This window comes from Microbacterium gilvum, assembly GCF_039543865.1.
In the GTDB taxonomy this organism is placed as follows: Bacteria; Actinomycetota; Actinomycetes; order Actinomycetales; family Microbacteriaceae; genus Microbacterium; species Microbacterium gilvum.
The window spans coordinates 148,125-168,216 of record NZ_BAABKO010000003.1 but is presented as its reverse complement, the minus strand read 5'-3'; the positions used below and the strand labels follow the sequence as shown (position 1 = coordinate 168,216).

Below are 20,092 nucleotides of genomic sequence, written 5' to 3'. Positions count from 1 at the left end.
GGGATGCGGATGTCAGCCCTTGACGGAGCCGGCGACTCCGCCGATGACCTGCCGCTGGAGGATGAGGTAGAACACCACGAGCGGCAGCACGCCGAGCACCATCATCGGGAACAGCGACGTCCAGTCGATCGAGAACTGGCCGATGTTGCGGTACACCTCCTGCAGGATGACCTGCTTGTCGCGCGATTGGAGGAAGTACAACGGCCCCATGAAGTCGTTCCACGCACTCAGGGTGTTGAGGATGGCGACCGTCACGACGGCGGGGCGCAGCAGCGGGAACACGATCGTCGCGAAGGTGCGGAAGACGCCCGCGCCGTCGATGCCCGCCGCCTCCTCGAGCTCGCGGGGGATCGTCGTGGTGAACGCGTGGAAGAGGAGCGTCGCGAACGGGAGGTTGACGGCGACGTTGATGAGGATCACCGCGAGCAGGCTGTTCATGAGGCCGAGGGCCTTGACGACCTCGTACAGGCCCAGGATCGACATCTGGTAGGGGAACATGAGCCCCGACAGCAGCACGAGGAACGCGATCGACGCCGTCCTGCTCTTCGACTTCCTGCTCAGTGCGTAGCCCGCCATCGAGCCGAGCGCGACCACGCCGACGACGGATCCGGCGGTGATGAGGAAGGTGTTGAGGAAGGCGCGCGGGTACTCCATCCGCACGAACGCGTCGACGTACACCGTGAGGTCGAACGACGTCGGCAGGCCCATGGGGTTCGCGGCCGCCTCGTCGGTCGTCTTGAAGGTGGTGACGAGGAGGTAGTAGACGGGGATGAGGACGACGATGCTCAGCAGGATCAGCGCGACGAGGGCTGCGATCGAGGTGCGGCGCCGCGTTCTGCGCAGCGACGGCAGACGGGCCGGTGCGACGGTCATGAGTAGGTGGCCTCCAGACGGCGGAAGACTCGGAGGAGGACGCCGCCGATGAGGAGGCTGACGAGGAGGAAGAGCACTCCGAACGATGCCGCGAGCCCGTAGTTGCCCTCCGAGAACTTCCGGTACATGAGAGTGAGGACGGTCTCGGTCGCGTAGCCGGGCCCTCCGTTCGTCATGGATATGACGATGTCGAAGACCTTGAGGCCGGCGATGAGGCCCGTGACGATCGTGATCTGGAACGCCGGGATGAGGCCGGGCAGCGTCACCGTGCGGAACGATCGCCAGCGGCCGGCGCCGTCGAGCGCCGCGGCCTCGTACAGGTCCTCGTTGATGGTCTGCAGGGCGGCGAGGTAGATGATCATCTGATAGCCGAACCACTGCCACACCTGGGTGACGATGATCGTCCCGAGCGCGAGATCCGGGTCGCCGAGCCAGTTGACGTTCTCGAAGCCGAGCGTGCGCAGCACGGTGTTGACGAGGCCGTAGTCGTTCGACGAGAAGATGTAGCTCCACAGATAGCCGACGACGAGCACGCTGAGGACCGCGGGGCCGAAGAAGATCGTGCGGAAGCCCCCGCGGAACGGGATCCTGGCGTGCAGGAGCAGCGCCACGGGGAGGGCGATCGCGTTCTGCACCACCACGACGACGACCGCGTACGTGAGCGAGTGCTGGATGCCCGCAAGGATCTGCGGATCGGTGAGCGCCTCGACGTAGTTCTCGAGGCCGATGAAGGTCACCTCGCGCGAGTGGTTGCTCTGATCCGTGAGGCTCAGCACCGCGGTGCGCAGCACCGGGATGATGAAGAACACCGCGAAGACCGCCATGGCCGGCGCGACCATGAGGATGTACGGGAGGCCCGCGCGCAGCGACCCGCGCCTCCGGGAGCGCCGTGGCGACTCCGTCGATCTGGATGCCGGGCCGCCGGCCCGGACGACGATCCTGTCGTCCGGGCGCGGCGGCGCCGTGTCAGCGTGCGTCATGGTGCTCCCGGTCAGTAGCGGATCGAATCCGCCTGCGCGTCCAGCTGCGCGATGAGGTCGTCGGTGCTCTGCTGGCCGCCGATGACGCTCTGCAGCCCCTTGGTCAGCGTGTCGAGCATCGTCTGGGCCGGCATGTTGACCCCCCAACGGTCCCAGCCGACCGCCACGTGGCCTTCCGCCAGCAATGGGGCGACGAGGTCGTACTCGGCGGGGAACGAGCCCTCGACGCCGTTGTAGTAGCTGAAGGCGCCGGGGTTCGCGTCGATCGTCGCCTGCATGGCCTCCTGCGAGGCGAGCGCGTGCAGGGCGATCAGCGCCTCCTCGGGGTGCTCGCTGTCGACGTTGACCCCCATGCTCGCCGCCGGTCCGCCGAGCAGCCACTGGTTCTCGGCGTCGTCTCCGACGTGCGCGAACATCCCGAAGTCGAGACCGGCGTCGACGAAGACCTGGTAGTCCCACGGACCGCTGATGTACATCGCGGCGTCGCCGCCGGTGAACTCCGCCTGCGCCTGCGTCATGGGCGTCCCGATCATCTCCGCGGTGAGCACGCCGTGGTGGATGAGCTCGCTCCATGTGTCGAGCGCGTCGTTCCAGTTGCCGTCGAGCGTCGTCTCGCCGTAGGCGAACTCGGTGTCGATCTCGGGGCTGCCGTCGCCGTTGTGGTAGTAGGCGTTCTCGAGGTAGCCCATGAGCGAGTGGATCGCCTTGTCGCTGTCGGCGAGGCCCGCCGCGAGCGGCGTGATGCCGGCGTCGATCAGCTGGTCGGAGACGTCGAGGAACTCGTCGAACGTCGTCGGGACCTCGACGCCGGCCTCCTCGAACAGTGCCTTGTTGTAGAAGATGCCGGAGAACCACCCGTACGAGGGCACCCCGTAGACGGCGCCGTCCGCGGCGGTGGCGAGGGCGAGGCCCTCCGGCGTGAAGTTCGACACGATCTCGTCGTCGCTGATGTCGACGAGATTGCCCGCCGCGACGCGGGCCGGGAAGCTCGCCCCGTCCATGATGAGGTCGGGCCCCTCGCCCGACGCCAGCTGGGTGCTGAGCCAGGTGTTGTACTGGTCGAGCGGGATCTGGGTGTACTCCAGCTCGATGTCGTCCGCGGCGAGGATCTCGTTAGCGGTCTCGATGGTCGTGCCGATCACGTTCTCCTCGTACCAGGACGAGATCGTGATGGTCGTGGTGCCGCCCTCGGTGCCCGCGTCCGAGGAGCAGGCGGCCAGGGGGAGGGCGGCGAGGGCGAGAGCGGCTGCGGCGGCCGCCGCGTGCATCCCTGCTCGACGTCGAGTCATCGGATTTCCTTCCGTGCCGTCGACAGCGGCGGCGGTGAAGTGGCTGTTCGGGTAGTTGATGCGCATCGATTCGATGCGCATCGATAGCGTAGACGACGCGGTCCGTCGCCCGCAAGAGCAGACTCAGGGGCGGGAGCCGCCCGTGGTCGCGCGGCGTGTCAGCCGCGGCGAGACCAGGTGGACCGACGCCTCGCCGGCCCCGCCGTCGACGCGGTCGAACAGGATGCGCATGGCCTGCCGCGAGACATCCCTCGGCTCGGGCGACACGTTGGTCACGGGGATGCGGAACGATTCCGCGGTCGCGTCGGTGCACAGGCCGACGAGCGAGACGTCGTGCCCCACGACGACGCCATGCGAGGCGAGCGTCTGCATGGTCCTGTCGATGGCCTGCGGCGTGCGGGCGATGACCCCCACGCGCTGCGCTCGGATGTCGTCGACGACCCGGGCGAATCCCGCGAAGCCCGGCCAGCCGTCTGCGTCGGGCTCGTAGGTCGTCAGGTCGGCGCCCGCGGCCCCCGCGGCCGCCGACACCCCGGCGGCGAACTCGGCGATGAAGCCGAACCCCTCGGAGCGCACGGAGGGCGTCTCCCCCACGAGCACGATGCGCTCGGACCCCGTCGAGACGAGCTCCTCGACGGCGAGGGTCGCAGCCATCCGCACGTCGAAGTCGACGCAGTCGAGTCCGTGCGGGTCGTCGGGGACGCCGATCAGCACGACGGGCACGCCGAGTCCGCGCGCGGTCTCGAGCCTGTCGTCGTCGCGACGGATGTCCATGAGCACGATCGCATCGACGATCGCGCGGCCAGCGAGCCGCTCGAGCCCGGCGGGCCCCTCGTCCTCCGTGACGAGGACGACGTCGCAGTCGCGCTCCCTGCTCGATCCGGTGATGGTCTCGATGAAGGGCAGCAGCGCCGCCACATCGGTGTTGCCGGGAAGCCGGGCGACGAGGCCGATCACGTTGGTGCGCCGCCCCGCGAGAGCGCGCGCGCCGGCGTTGGGGTGGTAGGAGAGCTGCTTCATCGCGGCCTCCACCCGCGCGCGGGTCGCCGGCGAGATCGTGCGCGTTCCGCTCATCACGTACGACACGGTGCTCTGCGACACCCCCGCGAGCTTCGCGACATCGCTGGCTGTGACCACGCGCTACATCCACCTCTTCCACTTGAATACGCCCCACAGCCCCAGGCTCGTCGCCGCCATGAGCGCGATGGCCGCCGGGTAGCCCCACACCCAGTGGAGCTCGGGCATGTAGTCGAAGTTCATCCCGTAGATCGCGCCCACGAGCGTCGGCCCGAACAGGATGGCCGCCCACCCCGAGATCTTCTTCACCTGCTCGTTCTGCTGGAGCGACGTCTCGGTCTGGCGCTGGGTGACGATCGTCGCGTTCACCGTGAGCGCGTTGTCGAGCACGGTCCGGAACCCCGCCACCCGGTCGCCGAGCTGCAGCACGTGGTCGAGCACGTCGCGCAGCAGGCGCTGCAGCTCGACGTCGACCCCGTACTTCTCCCCGCCGCGCAGGAGCGCGTCGAGCATGCCCGAGAGCGGCTGGGTTCCGCGCTGGAACGACAGCACCTCGCTCGAGAGCTCGTAGATGCGACGCGAGAGCGGCGTGCCGGTGTCGGCGAACAGGGCGCTCTCGATCTCGTCGATGTCGTTCTCGACGCCGCGGACCACCGGAACGTACTGGTCGACGACCTCGTCGAGGATGGCGTACAGCACCGCCTCGGGGCCCCGCGCGAGCAGCTCGGGGTCGGCCTCCATCCGCCGCCGCACGCGAGACAGGTCCGGCGCCTCCCCGTGGCGCACCGTGACGACGAAGTCGCGGCCCACGAAGACGTGCAGCTCGCCGAACTCCACCGTCTCGGTCTCGTCGACGTACCAGGCCGGCCTCAGCACGACGAACAGGGTCTCGCCGTAGCGTTCCAGCTTCGCGCGCTGATGGCCGGTCTGCGCGTCCTCGATCGCGAGCGCGTGCAGCCCGAACTCGCTCGACACGGTCTCGAGCTCCTCCGCGCTCGGACGCAGCAGCCCGATCCAGCCCATCCCCTGCTTCTCGCGGAGGTACTCGAACGTGAGGTCGAGACTCGCCGGATCGGCGATCCGCCGGCCGTCGACGTACACGGCGTTGTCGATGATGGGCACGCGTCCATTGTGCGCCCGCCACCCGGCATAGGAAGCCCATAGGCGCCATCCGGCGTTCCTCCTGCCCGCGCCTCGGATGCTCATGGCCGCGCCGCCCAGCATGGGGATCGCCGAAGGGAGCAGGACATGGACGAGACCCGCAGAGGATGGCGGCGCACGAGGATCGCGACGGCCGTCGTCGCCTTCACGAGCGTCGTGGCGACCGCGATCGCCGTTCCGGCGTTCGCGGCGGAGACGACGAGCACCACGACGGACGCGGAGTCGAGCACGACCACGTCGACGAGCGACACGTCGACGAACCAGGCGAGCACGACCGAGTCCACCGCGACCGAATCGACCGAATCGACCGACTCGAGCACGGCCGAGTCCACCGAGTCGAGCACGACCGAGTCGACCGAGTCGACCGAGTCCACCGGCTCCTCCGTCAGCGAGTCGACCGAGTCGTCGACCGACGCGACCACGAGCGGCTCCTGATGCGCGCCTCGAGGGAGTGGCCGCTGTGGTCGACGACGGCGCGCGTCGTCGTCGACGACCCGTCCGTGCTCGACGACGCGGTCCGCCTCGCGGATGCGCAGCTCGCGCGCATCGACGAGGCGGCGAGCCGCTTCCGGTCCGACTCCGAGCTCAACCGCGTCGCGCCGCTGCAGCACGCGGGCGTGGAGGTGTCCTCGCTCCTCGCCCTCCTCGTGCAGCGCGGTCTCGACGCCGCGCTCCTCACCGGCGGGCTCGTCGATCCCACGCTGGGGCACAGCATCGACCGCGCGGGCTACGACCGCGACATCCGCTTCGTCGAGTCCGATGACGCCCCGGTGAAGGCGATCGTGACGACCCGGCCCGGATGGCGCAGCGTGCGCCTCGCGGGAACGCATCTGACCGTCCCCGGTCACCTCGCGCTTGACCTCGGCGCCTCCGCGAAAGCCGTCGCGGCCGACCTCGTCGCCCGCGAGATCGCCCGGGAGACGGGGGCGTCGGCCCTCGTCTCGCTCGGCGGCGACATCGCGACGGCCGGGGAGGAGCCCCACGGGGGATGGCACATCTCGGCGCAGGACGGACCCGGCCAGCCGAAGCAGGTGGTGCGGATGGCCGCGGGCACGGGCATCGCGACCTCGAGCACGCTGCACAGGACGTGGCGCCGCGGCGGCGAGCCGATGCACCACATCATCGATCCGCGGACGGGTCTGCCGGCGCCGCCCGTCTGGCGGAGCGTGTCGGTGTCGGCGGAGAGCTGCTTCGTCGCGAACGCGCTCTCCACCGCGGCGGTCGTCCTGGGAGAGAGCGCCCCGGCGTGGCTCGCCGGCCGCGCACCCGCCCGGCTCGTCCGCCACGACGGCCGAGTCGTCACGGTCGGCGGCTGGCCGACCCCCGTGCTGCGCGAGGAGGTGCGCCATGGATGAGGCGATGTGGGCCCTCGGCCGCGGCACGGGCGTCGTGGGTCTCGTGCTCTTCACGGCGGCCATCGTGCTCGGCATCGTCGTGCGCTCGGGCCGCCCTGCGGCGGGTCTGCCCCGGTTCGGCGTCGCGCGACTCCACCGCGACGTCGCGCTCCTCGCGACCGCGTTCATCGGCGTGCACATGGTGAGCCTTCTGTTCGACAGCTATGCGCAGCTCACCGTGGTCGACCTCGTCGTCCCGTTCCTCGCCGACTACGAGCCGGTCTGGCTCGGCATCGGCACGCTCGCCGTCGACATCGTCATCGCCGTCGTCGCGACCGCCCTTCTGCGGCACCGCGTCGGCGTCAAGGCGTTCCGCTTCGTCCACTGGGGCACCTACCTGCTGTGGCCCTTCGCCGTCGCCCACGCGATCGGCGCCGGCAGCGACGCGGGCGAGGCGTGGTTCCTCGCGCTCGTCGGCGTATGCGTCCTCGCCGTCGCGGCGTCGGTCGCCTGGCGCCTCAGCCGCCGCTTCTCGCGGCCCTCCCTTGCGGGGCGGGGAGTCCGCCCCGTCGCGCTCATCCCCCAGGAGGCTTCGTCATGAACGCTCCCGCCCGGCTGCTCGCCGCTCCCGACCCGTCGTTCGCGGCCCACCGCTCGACGTTCGGCGCATTCCGCACGCTCCCGCTCGACGACCTGCTCCGCGAGCTCGAGGCGTCCGCGCTGACGGGGCGCGGCGGTGCGGGCTTCCCCGTGCACCGCAAGCTCGCCGCCGTGGCGCGAGCGTCCGCCGGCGGCGGCGCACCCGCCGTCGTCGCGAACGGCTCGGAGGGCGAGGCCCTGAGCGCGAAGGACGCGACGCTGCTCGCGCGGTCTCCGCATCTCGTCGTCGACGGGATCCTGCTGTGCGCCGCCGCGCTCGGAGCGAAGGACCTCCGGCTCGTGGTCGACGAGCGGGCCGCACCCGCCGTGCGCGCGGCGCTCGCCGAGCGCGACGACGCATTCGCCATCCTCGTCGCCCCCGCCCGGGGAGGGTTCACGGGCGGCGAGGCGTCGGCACTGGTCGCCGGGCTCGACGGGCGGATGGCCGTTCCGGCCGATCGCGTCGTGCGGCTGTCCGAGCGAGGGCTGCGCCGCGCACCCACGCTCGTGCAGAACGTCGAGACCCTCGCGCACATCGCCCTCATCGCCCGGTACGGTGCCGACTGGCATCGCCTGGTCGGCGCACCGGGCGATCCCGGCACGCGCCTCGTCACCGTGAGCGGCACGCGCTCCCCCGTCGTCCGCGAGGTCGCGGGAGGCACCGCCATCCGCACCGTCCTGCGCGCGGCAGGCGAGCCGGACGACCGGCCCGTGCTCGTCGGCGGCTTCCACGGTGCATGGCTCGAGCCGGCGGCGCTCGACGCGGCGCTCTCACCCGACGGCCTCGCGCGTCACGACGCCAGCCCCGGGGCGGGCGTCCTCCATGTCCTCCCCGACGGCCGCTGCGGCCTGCAGGCGACGGGCGACATCCTCGCCGTGCTCGCGGCGGCATCCACACGGCAGTGCGGTCCGTGCGCGAACGGGCTCCCCCGGCTCGCCGAGCTGCTCCGGCTGCTGCTGGCAGGGCAGGACGTCCGCGGCGAGCTGCACCGTGTCGCCGGTCTCGTCGACGGGCGGGGCGCCTGCCATCACCCCGACGGGACGGTGCGGATGCTCCGCAGCGCGCTCGCCGTGTTCTCGGCGGATGCGGATGCCCACGCGCACGGCCGATGCCTGGCGCGCGAGGGGGTGGCGGCATGACGACGCTGCACATCGACTGGACCGCGTGCCGTGGGCGCGGGGGATGCACGGAGCTCCTCGCCGGCGTGCTGCGCCCGGACGACTGGGGGTACCCCGAGGGCGCAGGCGGCTCCGACGTCGAGGTGCCGCGCGCCAGGGTGCGCGACGCGCGCGATGCCGCGGCGCTCTGTCCTCGCCTCGCGCTCACGGTGCGCGGCTGACCCGCTCTCAGCGCACGCCGACGGGCTGCGTCACCCTCACGGCGATGAACCGCGCGCCGTGCGCCCGCACGGCGACGGGATGCTCGGGGTCCAGCACAGCCGCCGACAGCGGCGGCACGCCCTGTCCGTCGACGCTCAGCTCGCCCTCCAGCGCGATGAGCACGCGGGTGCCCCCCGCGAAGGCGTGCTCGCCATCCAGGCCGTGGAACGCGAGCGACGGCGCGGCCTCCGCGGCGTCGTAGCTGAGGAGCAGCATCCGGCTCGCGCCCGACGGCCGCGACGACGGCCGCCGCATGAGCACGGCGGACGTCTCCAGCTCGCTCGCGCGATCGCGTCGCAGCGGGACGAGCCCCTGCGGCTTGCGGATCGACAGCTGCGGCCCCGACAGTCCCGCCACGAGCTGCCGGGTACCTGCCGGGGCCGATGCCGCTCCCTCGGCACTGCGGAGCTCGACGATCTGCAGCATCCAGAGCAGACGCTCGCCGGGCGCCGTCTCGACCTGCACATCGCGCACCGCGCCGATGCCGGAGAGGAGCCGCTGACCCGGCTGGTCGCGGAGGGGGAGCACACGAGGGAGGGGGCTCATGGGGGCCTTCCGGAACGGAGGAGGCGTGCCGGGCTCACGCCCGGCACGCCTCCTGAGGCAGATCGATCAGGCCCGGGCGTCGGTGAGGACGTAGCCCTCTTCGCCGTGGACGATCGTGTCGATGCCGGCGACCTCGTCCTCGTTCTTCACGCGGAAGCCGATCGTCTTCTCGATCGCGAAGCCGATGATGTAGGCCAGCACGAACGAGTACACGAGCACCGCGACGGCCGCGATCGCCTGGACGATGAGCTGGTTCGCCCCACCGCCCATGAAGAGGCCCGTGCCGTTCGCGAAGAAGCCGAGGTAGAGCGTGCCGATGAGGCCGCCGACGAGGTGGATGCCCACGACGTCGAGCGAGTCGTCGAAGCCCCACTTGAACTTCAGGTCGATCGCGAGCGCGCAGACGGCGCCGGCGATGATGCCGAGCAGGATGGCCCAGATCGGCTGCAGCGACGCGCAGGCCGGGGTGATGGCGACGAGACCGGCGACGGCACCAGAGGCCGCGCCGACCGAGGTGGCCTTGCCGTCCTTGAGCTTCTCCACGACGAGCCAGGCGAGGAGGGCGGCGGCGGGAGCGGCGATCGTGTTGACGAACGCGAGGGCCGCGGTGCCGTCGGCGGCGAGCTCGGAGCCGGCGTTGAAGCCGAACCATCCGAACCACAGCAGACCCGCGCCCAGCAGCACGAACGGCGGGTTGTGCGGGACGTGGACGCCCTTCTGGAAGCCGACGCGCTTGCCGAGGACCAGGGCGAGGGCGAGGGCGGCGGCACCCGCGTTGATGTGCACGGCCGTGCCGCCCGCGAAGTCGATCGCGCCGACGCCGAAGACGTCCTGCAGACCGTGGGTGATCCATCCCCCGTACGCGAACGAGCCGTCCTCGGCGAGGCCGAAGTTGAACACCCAGCTCGCGACGGGGAAGTAGACGATCGTGGCCCACAGACCGGCGAAGAGCATCCACGAGCCGAACTTGGCCCGGTCGGCGATGGCGCCGGAGACGAGCGCGACGGTGATGATGGCGAACGTGGCCTGGAACGCGACGAACGCGAGCGGCGGGAAGGCCGCATCCTCAGGCGTCTCGAGCAGGCTGGTGAGGCCGAGCGCCGTCCAGTCGATGTTCCACGGCGCGACCGTGCCCTCCGCTGCGGGGAAGGCGATCGCGTAGCCGTAGAGCACCCACAGGACGCCGATGAGCCCCATGGCGCCGAAGCTGAGCATCATCATGCTGATGACGCTCTTGGCCTTGACGAGACCGCCGTAGAAGAACGCCAGGCCGGGCGTCATCAGCAGCACGAGCGCCGCGGCGATCAGGATGAAAGCTGTGTTTCCTTGATCCATCGGGGAAGAGAGCCTCTCTGGGTGGACGCAGGACGAGCGTCGGGTGCGCCCAGTATTCCGCCGCCGCGTTTCCCGCGGACGGGCTGGATGTTTCCACCGCGTTTCGATCCCCCCGGTTCGTGTGAACATCGCGTGTCGCAGGGCAGGATGGAGGGACGTCCGAGACCGATGGAGGCCCCATGACCGCGCCGATCGACCCGCGTCCGCTCGCCCGCACGGGGCTGGAGGTGAGCCCGATCACGCTGGGCGCGTCGTCGCTCGGCAACCCGGAGCGCTCGCCGGCCGATCCTCTGGAGCTCGCCGAGGCCATGCTCGCGAGCCCGTTCGCCGTCGTCGACACCTCGAACAACTACGCCGACGGAGCGAGCGAGTCGGCGCTCGGCGCGGCCCTCCGCGCCCGCGGCGGCGTCACGGCGGGCCATGCCGTCGTCACGAAGGCCGACGTGGGCGCCGACGGCAGGTTCGACCGCGACCGGGTCTGGCGCTCCTTCGAGGAGAGCACCGCGAAGCTCGGCCTCGAGCGGCTGCCGCTCCTCCACCTGCACGACCCGTGGGCGGTGACGTTCGAGGAGGCCACGGCACCCGGCGGCGCCGTGCAGGGGATGATCGAGCTGCGTGAGCAGGGACTCGTCGGCGCGATCGGCATCGCGGTGGGCGAGCTCAGCCTCGAGACCGCGTACGTGCGCACGGGCGCATTCGACGCCGTGCTCACCCACAACCGGTGCACGCTCGTCGACCGCAGCGCCGAGGCGCTCATCGCCGAAGCCGGCGAGCGGGGCATGGGCGTCTTCAACGCCGCTCCGTTCGGCGGCGGGCTTCTGGCGGGCACGGGCACGTCGTATGCCTACCGCGAGGCCCCGGCCGAGCTGCTCGCGTGGGTGTCGCGGCTGCGCGAGCTCTGCGCGGAGTGGGCTCTCCCCCTCGCGGCGGTCGCCCTGCACTTCTCGCTGCGGCACCCTGGGGTCCATTCCACGGTCGTCGGCGTCGGCCGCGTCGAGCGCATCGACGAGCTCGTGGCGCTGTACCGCACGGCCGTGCCCGAGGACTTCTGGCCCGAGCTCGCCGCGCTCGGCACGCCGCCGTCGACGATCGACGACTGAGCACGTGCCGGCCGGTTGGCGCGATACCGGCGAGCGCGAGCGGGCCACTTCGTGCAGAAACGTGCACGAAGCAGCCGCACCTTCAGACGACGACGCCCGGAACCTCGGCGAGATCGAGGTAGACGGGCAGACCCCGCTCGCGCGCGATCGCGACATCCTGATCGGCGCCCCGCGACTCCCCCGGCAGCCGCAGGACGGCGTCGGCGCGCTCGAGCAGACGGTGCGCCGCGGGGTACACGACCTCCTCGGCGAGAGGCTCGAAAAAGCCACTTCCCGCGCTCGCGAGCACGGGGAGGGCGACCCACTCCCCGATCATCGGCAGGTGTCCTGCGCGAAAGAGGGGCCAGGCGGCCGCCTCGAGTCGGCGCAGGTTGTCGGCCATCAGCCGCGGGTCGTCGCCCGTGCCGGAGCGATAAGGACCGGCGATAAGAATGAACATCGAGTTGTGCATGGTTCTGCACGTTATCACGCGATGTAGGATAGGAACATGCAAGAACAGGAACGGTCCTTGACGGCGGAGCGCAAGGAGCATCTGCTCTCCGCGATCGCTTCCGACGGGAAGGTTCTCGCGAAGGAGGCCGCACGCGACCTGGGCGTCTCGGAGGACACCATCCGCCGCGACCTGCGCGAGCTCGCCGCCGCAGGGCTCTGCCGACGGGTCTACGGCGGAGCGCTCCCCGTGCCGGCGGCGCAGGCGACGTACGAGGAGCGCGGTTCGCTCAACACCGCGGGGAAGTCGCGCGTCGCCGAGGCCGCCGCGGGGCTCGTCCGGCCGGGCATGACGTTCGTCCTCGACGGCGGCACGACCGCGCTGCGCGTGGCGAGGTCGCTCCCCGACGACCTCGCCGCGACGGTCGTGACCCACAGCCCCACGGTGGCCGTCGAGCTGCTGCCGAAGACGGGCATCGAGGTCGTGCTCATCGGCGGCCGCCTGTTCCGGCACTCGGCCGTCGCGTCGGGCGCGGCCGCGGTCGAGGCGGCCTCGCAGATCAACGCCGACTTGTTCCTCATGGGCGTGACCGGCGTCAGCGCCGACTTCGGCCTGACGACCGGCGACTCCGACGAGGCCGTCGTGAAGCGGACGTTCGCGAGGCGCAGCGCCGAGACCTTCGTGCTCGCGAGCTCGGAGAAGATCGGAGCGGCGTCGCCGTTCCAGGTTCTGCCGCTCTCCGGCGTCACGGGCGTCGTGACGGACGCGGAGGAGAGCAGCGCACTCGACGCGATCTCGCAGCGCGTCCGCGTCATCCGCGCATAGCGCCGCACCGGCTACCGGGCTGTGCTCCCCGTGTCAAGCGGGCGACAGGGGGCCCGCGGCCTCAGTAGAAGTGGAGGGGTCCGGCACACCGCCCCGACCCGAGGCGGATGCGGTGCCGGGTCCTTTCGGAAGGAGCACGACCATGGGCATCGGAACCGGCATCGCCCTCATCGCGATCGGCGCCATCATCGCGTTCGCGATCAACGTCGACCTGGGCGGCGCGATCGACCTGCAGCTGATCGGCTACATCCTCATGGCGGCCGGCGCCGTCGTGTTCCTCATCAGCCTCGTTCTCGTCCTCCGCCGACGCAGCAGCGTCTCGACCTCGCGCACCTCGGTCGACCCCGCCAGCGGCGAGCAGATCACGACGCGCCGGACGACAGACGACGGCGACGCCGTCGTCTGATGCCCGCCTCCGGTCTCGTCTCCGGTCCGGAGACAGGTGAGACGCTCGACGGCCGCTACGAGCTGTGTGCGCGCGTGGGATCGGGCGGGATGGCCGCCGTCTACCGGGCGCGCGACCGCCTGCTCGACCGAGACGTCGCCGTCAAGCTCTTCCACCCGGTGCTCGACGACGACGACCAGTCGCGACAGCGCCGCTTCGCCGAGACGCGCCTGCTCGCCTCCCTCAACCACCCCTCTCTCGTCACTCTGTACGACGCGCGCGTCGACGGCGACGACCATCCGTACCTCGTCATGGAGTTCATCGACGGACCGACGCTGCGGGAGCGGATGGCCGACGGCCCGATCCCCGCTCGCGAGATCTCCGACACGGCGGCGGCACTGGCCGACGCTCTCGCGGTCGTGCACGCGGCCGGCATCGTCCATCGCGATCTCAAGCCGTCGAACGTGCTGCTGCGCCCCTCCGTCCTCCCCGGCGGCGCCGCATCGGCGACGCTCGCCGACTTCGGGATCGCGTATCTTCTCGACTCCACGCGGGTGACGACGCCCGGCACGACGATCGGAACCGCGGCCTACCTCGCGCCGGAGCAGGTCCGCGGGGAGGCACCGGCCCCTCCCGCCGACATCTACGCGCTCGGGCTCATGCTCATGGAGTGTCTGTCCGGGCGCCACCCGTTCGGCGGCGGCACGCCCCAGGAGATGCTCGCGTCTCGTGTCGCATCGACACCTCGCATCCCCGCAGGGCTGAGCGTCGGATGGCGCTCCCTGCTCGTCGAGATGACCGCTCACGACCCCGCCGACCGCCCCACGGCGGCGCAGGTGGCTATCCGAGCCCGCGCCCTGCGCGACGACGACGGGATGGCCGCGGCGTCGGCAGCGATCGCCGACCATCCGACCGAGCCGTACACCGTCGACGCGCCCGCGCCGAGCGGGAACCCTGCGTCCGGCACCGCCCCGCACGCCGCTCTCGCTCCCGCCCGGCGACGTCGCGCGCAGTGGTCGGCGGCCGTCGTCGCCGTGGCGCTGTGCGCGCTCCTCCTCGCCATCGGCGTCGTCCTGCCTGCCATCGGCGTCTCGCCCGGCGGCGAGGCGCCGACAGCGACCGCGCCGCGCCACGCGGGCATGCTCGTGCGCGAGGCGGGCCCCGCCGCCGATCCCTCCGCGCCCGGTACTGCCGTCGTCGACAGCGGCACGGCGCCCGCCGTCGTCGAGGAGGTCGCCCCGAGCACCGCGCGAGAGCCGTCCGCCGATCCCGGCCAGGGCAACGGCTCGAACGGCGGGAACGGGAACGGGAACAACGGGAACGGGAACAACGGGAACGGGAACGGGAACAACGGCAACGGGAACGGCTCGAACGGCAACGGGAACGGCTCGAACGGCGGCGGAAAGGGCTGAGCCGACCACGGCCCGGGACGGAGCCCATCCGATCTCGCGTGCGCTCCGAATCACGGGAGCGCGGTCATCCGCGCGCCCATCGACGATCGAGGAGCCCGCCGTCCACATGAGGGAGACCGCCACCCCTTTCGCCGCCGACCACTCGGGTCACCGCAACGTCACCGACCTCCTGGTCCGTCGCGAACGGGCCGCTCCGGATCACGCCGCGTTTGACGTGCCGGAGGACGGCGGCTGGCGTCGCGTCTCGACCACGGAGTTCGCCGACACGGTGCGCGCCGCCGCCAAGGGCCTCATCGCGCAGGGAGTCGGCGCAGGCGACGCGGTCGCGATCATGTCGCCGACCCGCTACGGATGGGCGGTGGCCGACCTCGCCGTGTGGTTCGCGGGCGGGGTCGTCGTGCCCGTCTACGACTCGTCGTCGCCCGAGCAGGTGGCGGAGATCCTGCACGACGCCGGGGTCCGCGCCGCGTTCAGCGGCGACGACCGCTCCCGGGCGCTCCTCGAGTCGTGCACACTGCCGCTGGGCGTGTGGTCGCTCGACGACGACCTCGACCGCCTCGCAGCACTCGGCGAGGGCGTCGACGACCTCGACCTCGAGGCGCGGAGGACGACGGCCGGTCCTGATACGCCTGCGACGATCGTCTACACCTCCGGCACCTCGGGCGCACCTCGCGGAGCGGTGCTCACGCACGCCAACTTCCTGGGGCAGGTCCTCAACATCGCGGCCGCCTACCGCGACATCGTGCGCTCCGACGGCAGCACGGTCATCTTCCTCCCGCTCGCACATGTCCTGGCCCGCGGGCTGCAGCTCATCTGCCTCGCGAGCGGCATGCGCATCGCGCACCTCTCCGCCCCCTCCGAGGTCATCGCCGCGCTGCCCTCGCTGCGGCCGACGTTCCTCGTCGTCGTGCCGCGCGTGCTGGAGAAGATCGCCGAGGCCGCCGCGCAGAAGGCGGCGACGGCGGGCCTCTCGCGCGTGTGGGACGACGCCGTGCGCACGGCGGTCGCGGCGGGCTCACGACGCGAGGCCAGGGAGGCGGGTGCCCGTGGCACATGGGCGCCCGTCGCGGCGGCCCGGACGCGCGTGCACGACGCGGTCTTCTTCCGCCGCGTGCGCGCGCTGCTGGGCGGGCGCATCCGCTACATCCTGTCGGGCGGCGCGCCGCTCCCGACGCGCACGTCCCTCCTCTTCCGGGGGATGGGCGTGCCCGTCGTCGAGGGATACGGGCTGACCGAGACCACGGCGCCGCTGACGGGCAACCTCCCGGGAGCCATCCGATCGGGAACGGTGGGCGTGCCGCTGCCGGGCTCCGCCGTGCGCATCGCCGATGACGGCGAGGTGCTGGCGCGCGGCGTCGGCGTCTTCTCGGGCTACCGCGATCCCCGCGACGACGCGGACGCCTTCGTCGACGGCTGGTTCCGCACGGGCGACCTCGGACGCCTCGACGACGCCGGCCGGCTCATCCTGGAAGGACGCACGAAGGACGTCGTGACGACCTCGCAGGGGAAGACCGTGTCGCCTGCGCGGTGGGAGAGGGAGGTGGAGTCGTCACCGCTCGTCGCCTACGCCGTGACCGTCGGGGACGACCGGCCGTACCTCACCGCGATGCTGCTCCTCGACCGCGAGGCGGTCGCCCGCGTGCACGATGTGCGCGACCCGCGCCCGCTCGACGACGATCCCGCGATCCGCGCCCTCCTGGAGCCGGTGGTCACCGCGGCGAACGCCCGGGTCGCGCGCAGCGAGCGGGTGCGGCGATTCGCGCTCGCCTACGCCGAGCCCGACGACCGCGAGCTGGTCACCCCGACCCTGAAGATCCGCCGTCGCGCCCTGCTGCAGCGGGCGTCCGACACCATCGACCGCCTGTACCTCTGAGAGAGCCGATCATGTCCTCCGCCTCGCGCGCCTCCCTCGTCACCGTTCTCGTCGCCCTCGTGCTCGGCGCCGGCCTCGCCGCCGCCGGCAGCGTCGACGGACCATCCGTCGGCGGTGTTCCCGTCTTCGCCCTCGCCGTCGTCCTCGCGTTCGCCGTGCAGTTCGCCGCCTTCATCCCGGCCGCCGCGCTGCGGACGGAGCGCTTCTTCGACCTCACCGGCAGCCTCACCTTCATCGGCGTGACGCTCGTCGTGCTCCTCCTCACGGGAATCGGCGCGCGCGCCGTCGTCATCGCCGCGATGGTCGTCGTCTGGGCCGCGCGGCTCGGCGCGTTCCTCTTCGCGCGTGTGCGCCGTGACGGATCGGACGGGCGCTTCGATGAGATCAGGACCTCGCCGCTGCGCTTCCTCCGGGTCTGGACGATGCAGGGGCTGTGGGTGTCGGTCACCGCGTCCGCGGCGTGGATCGGCATCGGTGCGGGAGGCGACGGCGTGGACGGATGGCTCGTCGCGGGCGTCGCGGTCTGGCTCGTCGGGTTCGCCGCCGAGGCGACGGCCGACGCGCAGAAGGCGGCCTTCCGCCGCGATCCGGCGAACGCGGGCCGCTTCATCCGCTCGGGTCTGTGGTCGGTGTCGAGGCACCCGAACTATCTCGGCGAGATCCTCGTCTGGTTCGGGGTCGCGCTGGCCGCACTCCCCGTCGCCGTCGGATGGCAGTGGATCGGGCTGCTGTCGCCCGTGTTCGTCTTCCTCCTGCTCACGAGGGTGAGCGGGATCCCGCTGCTCGAGAAGCGCGCCGAGGCGCGGTGGGGCGACGATCCGGAGTATGCCGACTACCGGCGCCGCACTCCCGTGCTCGTCCCCGGCTTCTCCCGGTAGCCCGACCATCCGCCGATCGCCGCGAGCGCGCTCGCGCCGGCGAGCACGGCGAGGGCGGCCGGCAGCGTCCACACGCTCGCGAGGGCTCCGACGAGAAGCGGTCCGCCCGCGTCGCCCACTTCGCGTCCGAGCTCCGCACTCCCCATCGTGCGGCCCATCCGCTCGGCCGGCGTGTTCGCGGCGAGATGCGCGAACGCGAGCGGGGTCACGACCCCGGTCATCGCGCCGAACGCGATTGCCGCCGCGAACAGCGTCACGGCGTGGGGCACGACGGCGAGGAGCACGAGCGCCGCTGCGGCGAGCGCGAGCCCTGCCGTGCTCCCCGCGCGCGTCGACAGCCGACCGGCGTCATGCCGCCGGCCGACGGCGGGCTGGATGGCCGTCGACACGACCGCGAGGACGGCGACCGCCGCCGCCCCCGCGAGCGGGGGCATCCCCAGCCGCGAGGCGAGGAGCGGGAGGAACCCCACCGCGACGCCGAGCACGGCCGTCGTCATGGCGAGGGAGAGCGTCGGGAGCAGGAAGCCGCGTTCCGTCGTCTGCCGGAAGAGGTCGGAGAGGGTGGAGCGCGTGCGCGGCAGCACGGGCAGCGACGGCATCGCGAGCACCGTCCAGACGGCTGCCGCGGCGGCGAGCGCTCCGAGGGCGAGGTACAGCGCGGCCATCCCGAAGGCCTGCACGAGGAGCACGCCGAGCAGAGGCCCTGCGACGTAGCCGAGGCTCTTCCATGCCCCGTATCGCCCGAAGGAGCGACCGAGCCGTTCGGCCCCGGCCATGCGGGCGACGGCCGACGAGGACGCGGGCGAGAAGGCCGCCGCGGCGGCGCCCTGCCCGAGGCGCACGAGCGCCAGCACGAGCGGCGTGGGGTCGAGGATCGCGAGCAGGGAGGCGGCCGCGAACGCCGCAAGACCGCCGACGATGACCGGCTTCGCTCCGATGCGGTCGCTCAGAGCACCGAAGAGCGGCTTGAGCACGACCTCGGCGACGTCGTACAGCGCGAGCGCGAGGCCGAGCCCGAGCAGCGAGAGGCCGATGTCGTCGCTCTCCCCACCCAGGACGGATGCCACGCCGTGCGCTCCGAACGCGGTGGTGAACCCGGCGAGGTAGAGCGGTGCGATGCCGCGTATCTCTGTCACGTTCTGGACTGTAACAGGCGTTACAACATCGCGCACGTTACGCTCGGAGGATGGTCGAGGACACAGGATGGCTGCTCGCCGTCGTGCAGGTGCCGAGCGACCCGTCCCGGCATCGCGTCGCGGTGTGGCGGGAGCTCCGCCGTGTCGGCGCGGTGCCCGTCTCGCAGGGGACGTGGGCGCTGCCCGACGCCGACGCGTTCCGCGCGGCGCTCGCCCGCGCATCCGAGCTCGCAGCGGAGGGCGGCGGCTCGGTCGCATCGTTCGCCGTGACCCCTCAGGACGAGGCGGCGCGCACGCTCGTCGTCGAGACGTTCCGGGAGGCGCGCATCGAGGAGTGGCGGGAGTTCACGGCCGACTGCGGGAAGTTCGAGGACGAGATCGCTCGCGAGATCGCGAAGCGGAAGTTCACGTTCGCCGAGCTCGAGGAGGAGGAGCACAGCCTCGACCGGCTGCGGCGCTGGCATCGCGACCTACGGCGCCGCGACGTCCTCGCCCTCGACGAGGGCGCGCAGGCGGCGACGCGCCTGCGCGCGTGCGAGGCCGCGCTCGACGACTTCGCCGGGCGGGTGTACGAGGAGAACGGCGGAACACGCACGCGGGCATAAGTCGATATTCTCGACATATGCACGCGAGCGATGGCGCCCGATGAGGATCGATCCGGAGGGGCGCGCCCTGTCGGGGCTGTCGACGTTCCTCACCTTCGTGGCGCTCAACGTGTCGTACCTCGTCGTGTGCCTGCCTGTCGTGACGATCGGAACGGCGACGGCGTCGCTGTTCGAGGTGACGATGCGGTACTCCGACGACGAGCAGGGCCGACCCCTCGCCGACTTCTTCCCCGGGCTGGTGCGGAACGCCGCCCGCGGCACGGCCGTCCTCCTCGCGATCGGGCTGCCGCTAGCCGCGCTCGTGTTCAGCGGCGTGTTCTGGCTCGGCATGGAGTCGATCGTCGGCGCGATCGCGGGGGCGGTGGCACTGCTCGGCGCGGCGTACCTCGTCGCCGTTCTCCTCTACGGGCTCGCGCTCGTCGGCCGCTACGGAGCGCCGGTGCGGATCACCCTGCGCAACGCGATGCTGCTGCCGCTCGCGGAGCCGACGCGCACGCTCATCCTCGTGGCCATCCCCGCCGCCTGCGCGAGCCTCGCTGTCGTCGTGCCGCCGTTCACGGTCATCCTCGGCACGATCGGGTTCTCCGTCGGCGCCTACGCCGCGGCGTTCGCGTTCCGCAGCGCCTTCGCGCGGCACACCGACCCGGCCTGATCCGACTCCGGCCCGGCCCGGCCCGGCGCGGCGGCGCGGCGGCGCGGCGGCGCGGCGGCGCGGCGGCGCGGCGGTCGATCTGCCGGTCTCCCCCAGGTCGCACTTCCCGACCCCTACGGCCCCCACACGGCCGCAAACCGCCACCCCGACGAAGGGTCCGAGACCCCGAGGAGGCGGCCCGTGGACGCGGAGGCGGCCCTGGACACCGACCCTGACACACGACGCGGCGGGCCCCGGGACCG

22 protein-coding genes are annotated in these 20,092 nt (G+C 72.0%); 12 read left to right on the top strand and 10 right to left on the bottom strand.

What is annotated here, in order from left to right; all coding sequences use genetic code 11:
* Positions 1-12: 12 nt before the first annotated feature.
* The 6 genes from ABD998_RS09985 to ABD998_RS09960 form a co-directional block, all read right to left on the bottom strand.
* Positions 13-873 carry a carbohydrate ABC transporter permease gene (locus ABD998_RS09985; RefSeq protein ID WP_345438640.1) on the bottom strand — a complete coding sequence of 287 codons (861 nt, stop codon included), beginning with the start codon at positions 871-873 and terminating at the stop codon, positions 13-15.
* Positions 870-1,853: a carbohydrate ABC transporter permease gene (locus tag ABD998_RS09980; RefSeq protein ID WP_345438638.1), complete on the bottom strand. Its 984-nt coding sequence runs from the start codon at positions 1,851-1,853 to the stop codon at positions 870-872. The genes ABD998_RS09985 and ABD998_RS09980 overlap by 4 nt, the downstream gene beginning before the upstream one ends.
* Before the next feature lie 11 nt (positions 1,854-1,864).
* Entirely contained in the window at positions 1,865-3,223 is a 1,359-nt protein-coding gene (locus tag ABD998_RS09975) for an ABC transporter substrate-binding protein (RefSeq protein WP_345438636.1), read from the bottom strand.
* A gap of 42 nt (positions 3,224-3,265) precedes the next feature.
* On the bottom strand, positions 3,266-4,279 hold the full coding sequence (locus ABD998_RS09970) for a LacI family DNA-binding transcriptional regulator (protein ID WP_345438633.1): 1,014 nt from the start codon (positions 4,277-4,279) through the stop codon (positions 3,266-3,268).
* A 3-nt stretch (positions 4,280-4,282) separates the two neighbouring features.
* Positions 4,283-5,281: a magnesium and cobalt transport protein CorA gene (locus tag ABD998_RS09965; protein ID WP_345438630.1), complete on the bottom strand. Its 999-nt coding sequence runs from the start codon at positions 5,279-5,281 to the stop codon at positions 4,283-4,285.
* A gap of 80 nt (positions 5,282-5,361) precedes the next feature.
* A complete protein-coding gene (locus ABD998_RS09960; RefSeq protein WP_345438628.1) occupies positions 5,362-5,742 on the bottom strand; it encodes a hypothetical protein in 381 nt (126 codons plus the stop codon).
* A gap of 12 nt (positions 5,743-5,754) precedes the next feature.
* Here ABD998_RS09960 and ABD998_RS09955 point away from each other — a divergent pair, with 12 nt between their 5' ends.
* Genes ABD998_RS09955 through ABD998_RS09940 form a run of 4 tightly spaced genes read left to right on the top strand, consistent with a single transcriptional unit; the run spans position 5,755 to position 8,633 of the window.
* On the top strand, positions 5,755-6,675 hold the full coding sequence (locus ABD998_RS09955; RefSeq protein WP_345438626.1) for an FAD:protein FMN transferase: 921 nt from the start codon (positions 5,755-5,757) through the stop codon (positions 6,673-6,675).
* Entirely contained in the window at positions 6,668-7,255 is a 588-nt protein-coding gene (locus ABD998_RS09950; RefSeq protein ID WP_345438624.1) for a ferric reductase-like transmembrane domain-containing protein, read from the top strand. The genes ABD998_RS09955 and ABD998_RS09950 overlap by 8 nt, the downstream gene beginning before the upstream one ends.
* Positions 7,252-8,433 (top strand): NADH-ubiquinone oxidoreductase-F iron-sulfur binding region domain-containing protein, encoded by a 1,182-nt coding sequence (locus tag ABD998_RS09945; RefSeq protein ID WP_345438622.1) that lies wholly within the window; start codon positions 7,252-7,254, stop codon positions 8,431-8,433. The genes ABD998_RS09950 and ABD998_RS09945 overlap by 4 nt, the downstream gene beginning before the upstream one ends.
* Positions 8,430-8,633: a ferredoxin gene (locus ABD998_RS09940; protein ID WP_345438620.1), complete on the top strand. Its 204-nt coding sequence runs from the start codon at positions 8,430-8,432 to the stop codon at positions 8,631-8,633. The genes ABD998_RS09945 and ABD998_RS09940 overlap by 4 nt, the downstream gene beginning before the upstream one ends.
* Positions 8,634-8,640: 7 nt before the next feature.
* On the opposite strand, the gene ABD998_RS09935 is transcribed toward ABD998_RS09940, so the two are convergent.
* Both ABD998_RS09935 and ABD998_RS09930 read right to left on the bottom strand, forming a co-directional pair.
* Complete coding sequence (locus tag ABD998_RS09935; protein ID WP_345438617.1) at positions 8,641-9,219, bottom strand: hypothetical protein; 579 nt, start codon at positions 9,217-9,219, stop codon at positions 8,641-8,643.
* Positions 9,220-9,285: 66 nt separating this feature from the next.
* Positions 9,286-10,554, bottom strand: a complete 1,269-nt coding sequence (locus ABD998_RS09930; protein ID WP_345438614.1) for an ammonium transporter — start codon at positions 10,552-10,554, stop codon at positions 9,286-9,288.
* A gap of 179 nt (positions 10,555-10,733) precedes the next feature.
* Between ABD998_RS09930 and ABD998_RS09925 the strand changes: the two genes are divergently transcribed.
* A complete protein-coding gene (locus ABD998_RS09925) occupies positions 10,734-11,654 on the top strand; it encodes an aldo/keto reductase (RefSeq protein ID WP_345438612.1) in 921 nt (306 codons plus the stop codon).
* Between the two features lie 82 nt (positions 11,655-11,736).
* Here the strand turns inward: ABD998_RS09925 and ABD998_RS09920 are convergent, their stop codons facing one another.
* A complete protein-coding gene (locus tag ABD998_RS09920; protein WP_345438610.1) occupies positions 11,737-12,105 on the bottom strand; it encodes a DUF4406 domain-containing protein in 369 nt (122 codons plus the stop codon).
* Positions 12,106-12,141: 36 nt separating this feature from the next.
* Between ABD998_RS09920 and ABD998_RS09915 the strand changes: the two genes are divergently transcribed.
* From ABD998_RS09915 to ABD998_RS09895, 5 genes are all read left to right on the top strand, one after another.
* A complete protein-coding gene (locus ABD998_RS09915; RefSeq protein WP_345438608.1) occupies positions 12,142-12,909 on the top strand; it encodes a DeoR/GlpR family DNA-binding transcription regulator in 768 nt (255 codons plus the stop codon).
* Between the two features lie 142 nt (positions 12,910-13,051).
* Complete coding sequence (locus ABD998_RS09910) at positions 13,052-13,315, top strand: DUF6458 family protein (RefSeq protein WP_345438607.1); 264 nt, start codon at positions 13,052-13,054, stop codon at positions 13,313-13,315.
* Complete coding sequence (locus ABD998_RS09905; RefSeq protein ID WP_345438606.1) at positions 13,315-14,706, top strand: serine/threonine-protein kinase; 1,392 nt, start codon at positions 13,315-13,317, stop codon at positions 14,704-14,706. Before ABD998_RS09910 ends, ABD998_RS09905 begins: the two co-directional genes overlap by 1 nt.
* A 106-nt stretch (positions 14,707-14,812) precedes the next feature.
* Positions 14,813-16,579 (top strand): AMP-dependent synthetase/ligase, encoded by a 1,767-nt coding sequence (locus tag ABD998_RS09900; RefSeq protein WP_345438605.1) that lies wholly within the window; start codon positions 14,813-14,815, stop codon positions 16,577-16,579.
* Positions 16,580-16,590: 11 nt separating this feature from the next.
* On the top strand, positions 16,591-17,457 hold the full coding sequence (locus tag ABD998_RS09895; RefSeq protein ID WP_345438602.1) for a DUF1295 domain-containing protein: 867 nt from the start codon (positions 16,591-16,593) through the stop codon (positions 17,455-17,457).
* Here ABD998_RS09895 and ABD998_RS09890 read toward each other — a convergent pair.
* Positions 17,412-18,593 carry an MFS transporter gene (locus tag ABD998_RS09890; protein WP_345438600.1) on the bottom strand — a complete coding sequence of 394 codons (1,182 nt, stop codon included), beginning with the start codon at positions 18,591-18,593 and terminating at the stop codon, positions 17,412-17,414. The two genes, ABD998_RS09895 and ABD998_RS09890, sit on opposite strands and share 46 nt — an antisense overlap.
* Positions 18,594-18,643: 50 nt before the next feature.
* Here ABD998_RS09890 and ABD998_RS09885 point away from each other — a divergent pair, with 50 nt between their 5' ends.
* Together ABD998_RS09885 and ABD998_RS09880 are read left to right on the top strand one after the other, a co-directional pair.
* Positions 18,644-19,198 carry a Chromate resistance protein ChrB gene (locus ABD998_RS09885; protein WP_345438598.1) on the top strand — a complete coding sequence of 185 codons (555 nt, stop codon included), beginning with the start codon at positions 18,644-18,646 and terminating at the stop codon, positions 19,196-19,198.
* A 40-nt stretch (positions 19,199-19,238) separates the two neighbouring features.
* Entirely contained in the window at positions 19,239-19,850 is a 612-nt protein-coding gene (locus ABD998_RS09880) for a DUF624 domain-containing protein (protein ID WP_345438596.1), read from the top strand.
* Positions 19,851-20,092 lie beyond the last annotated feature (242 nt).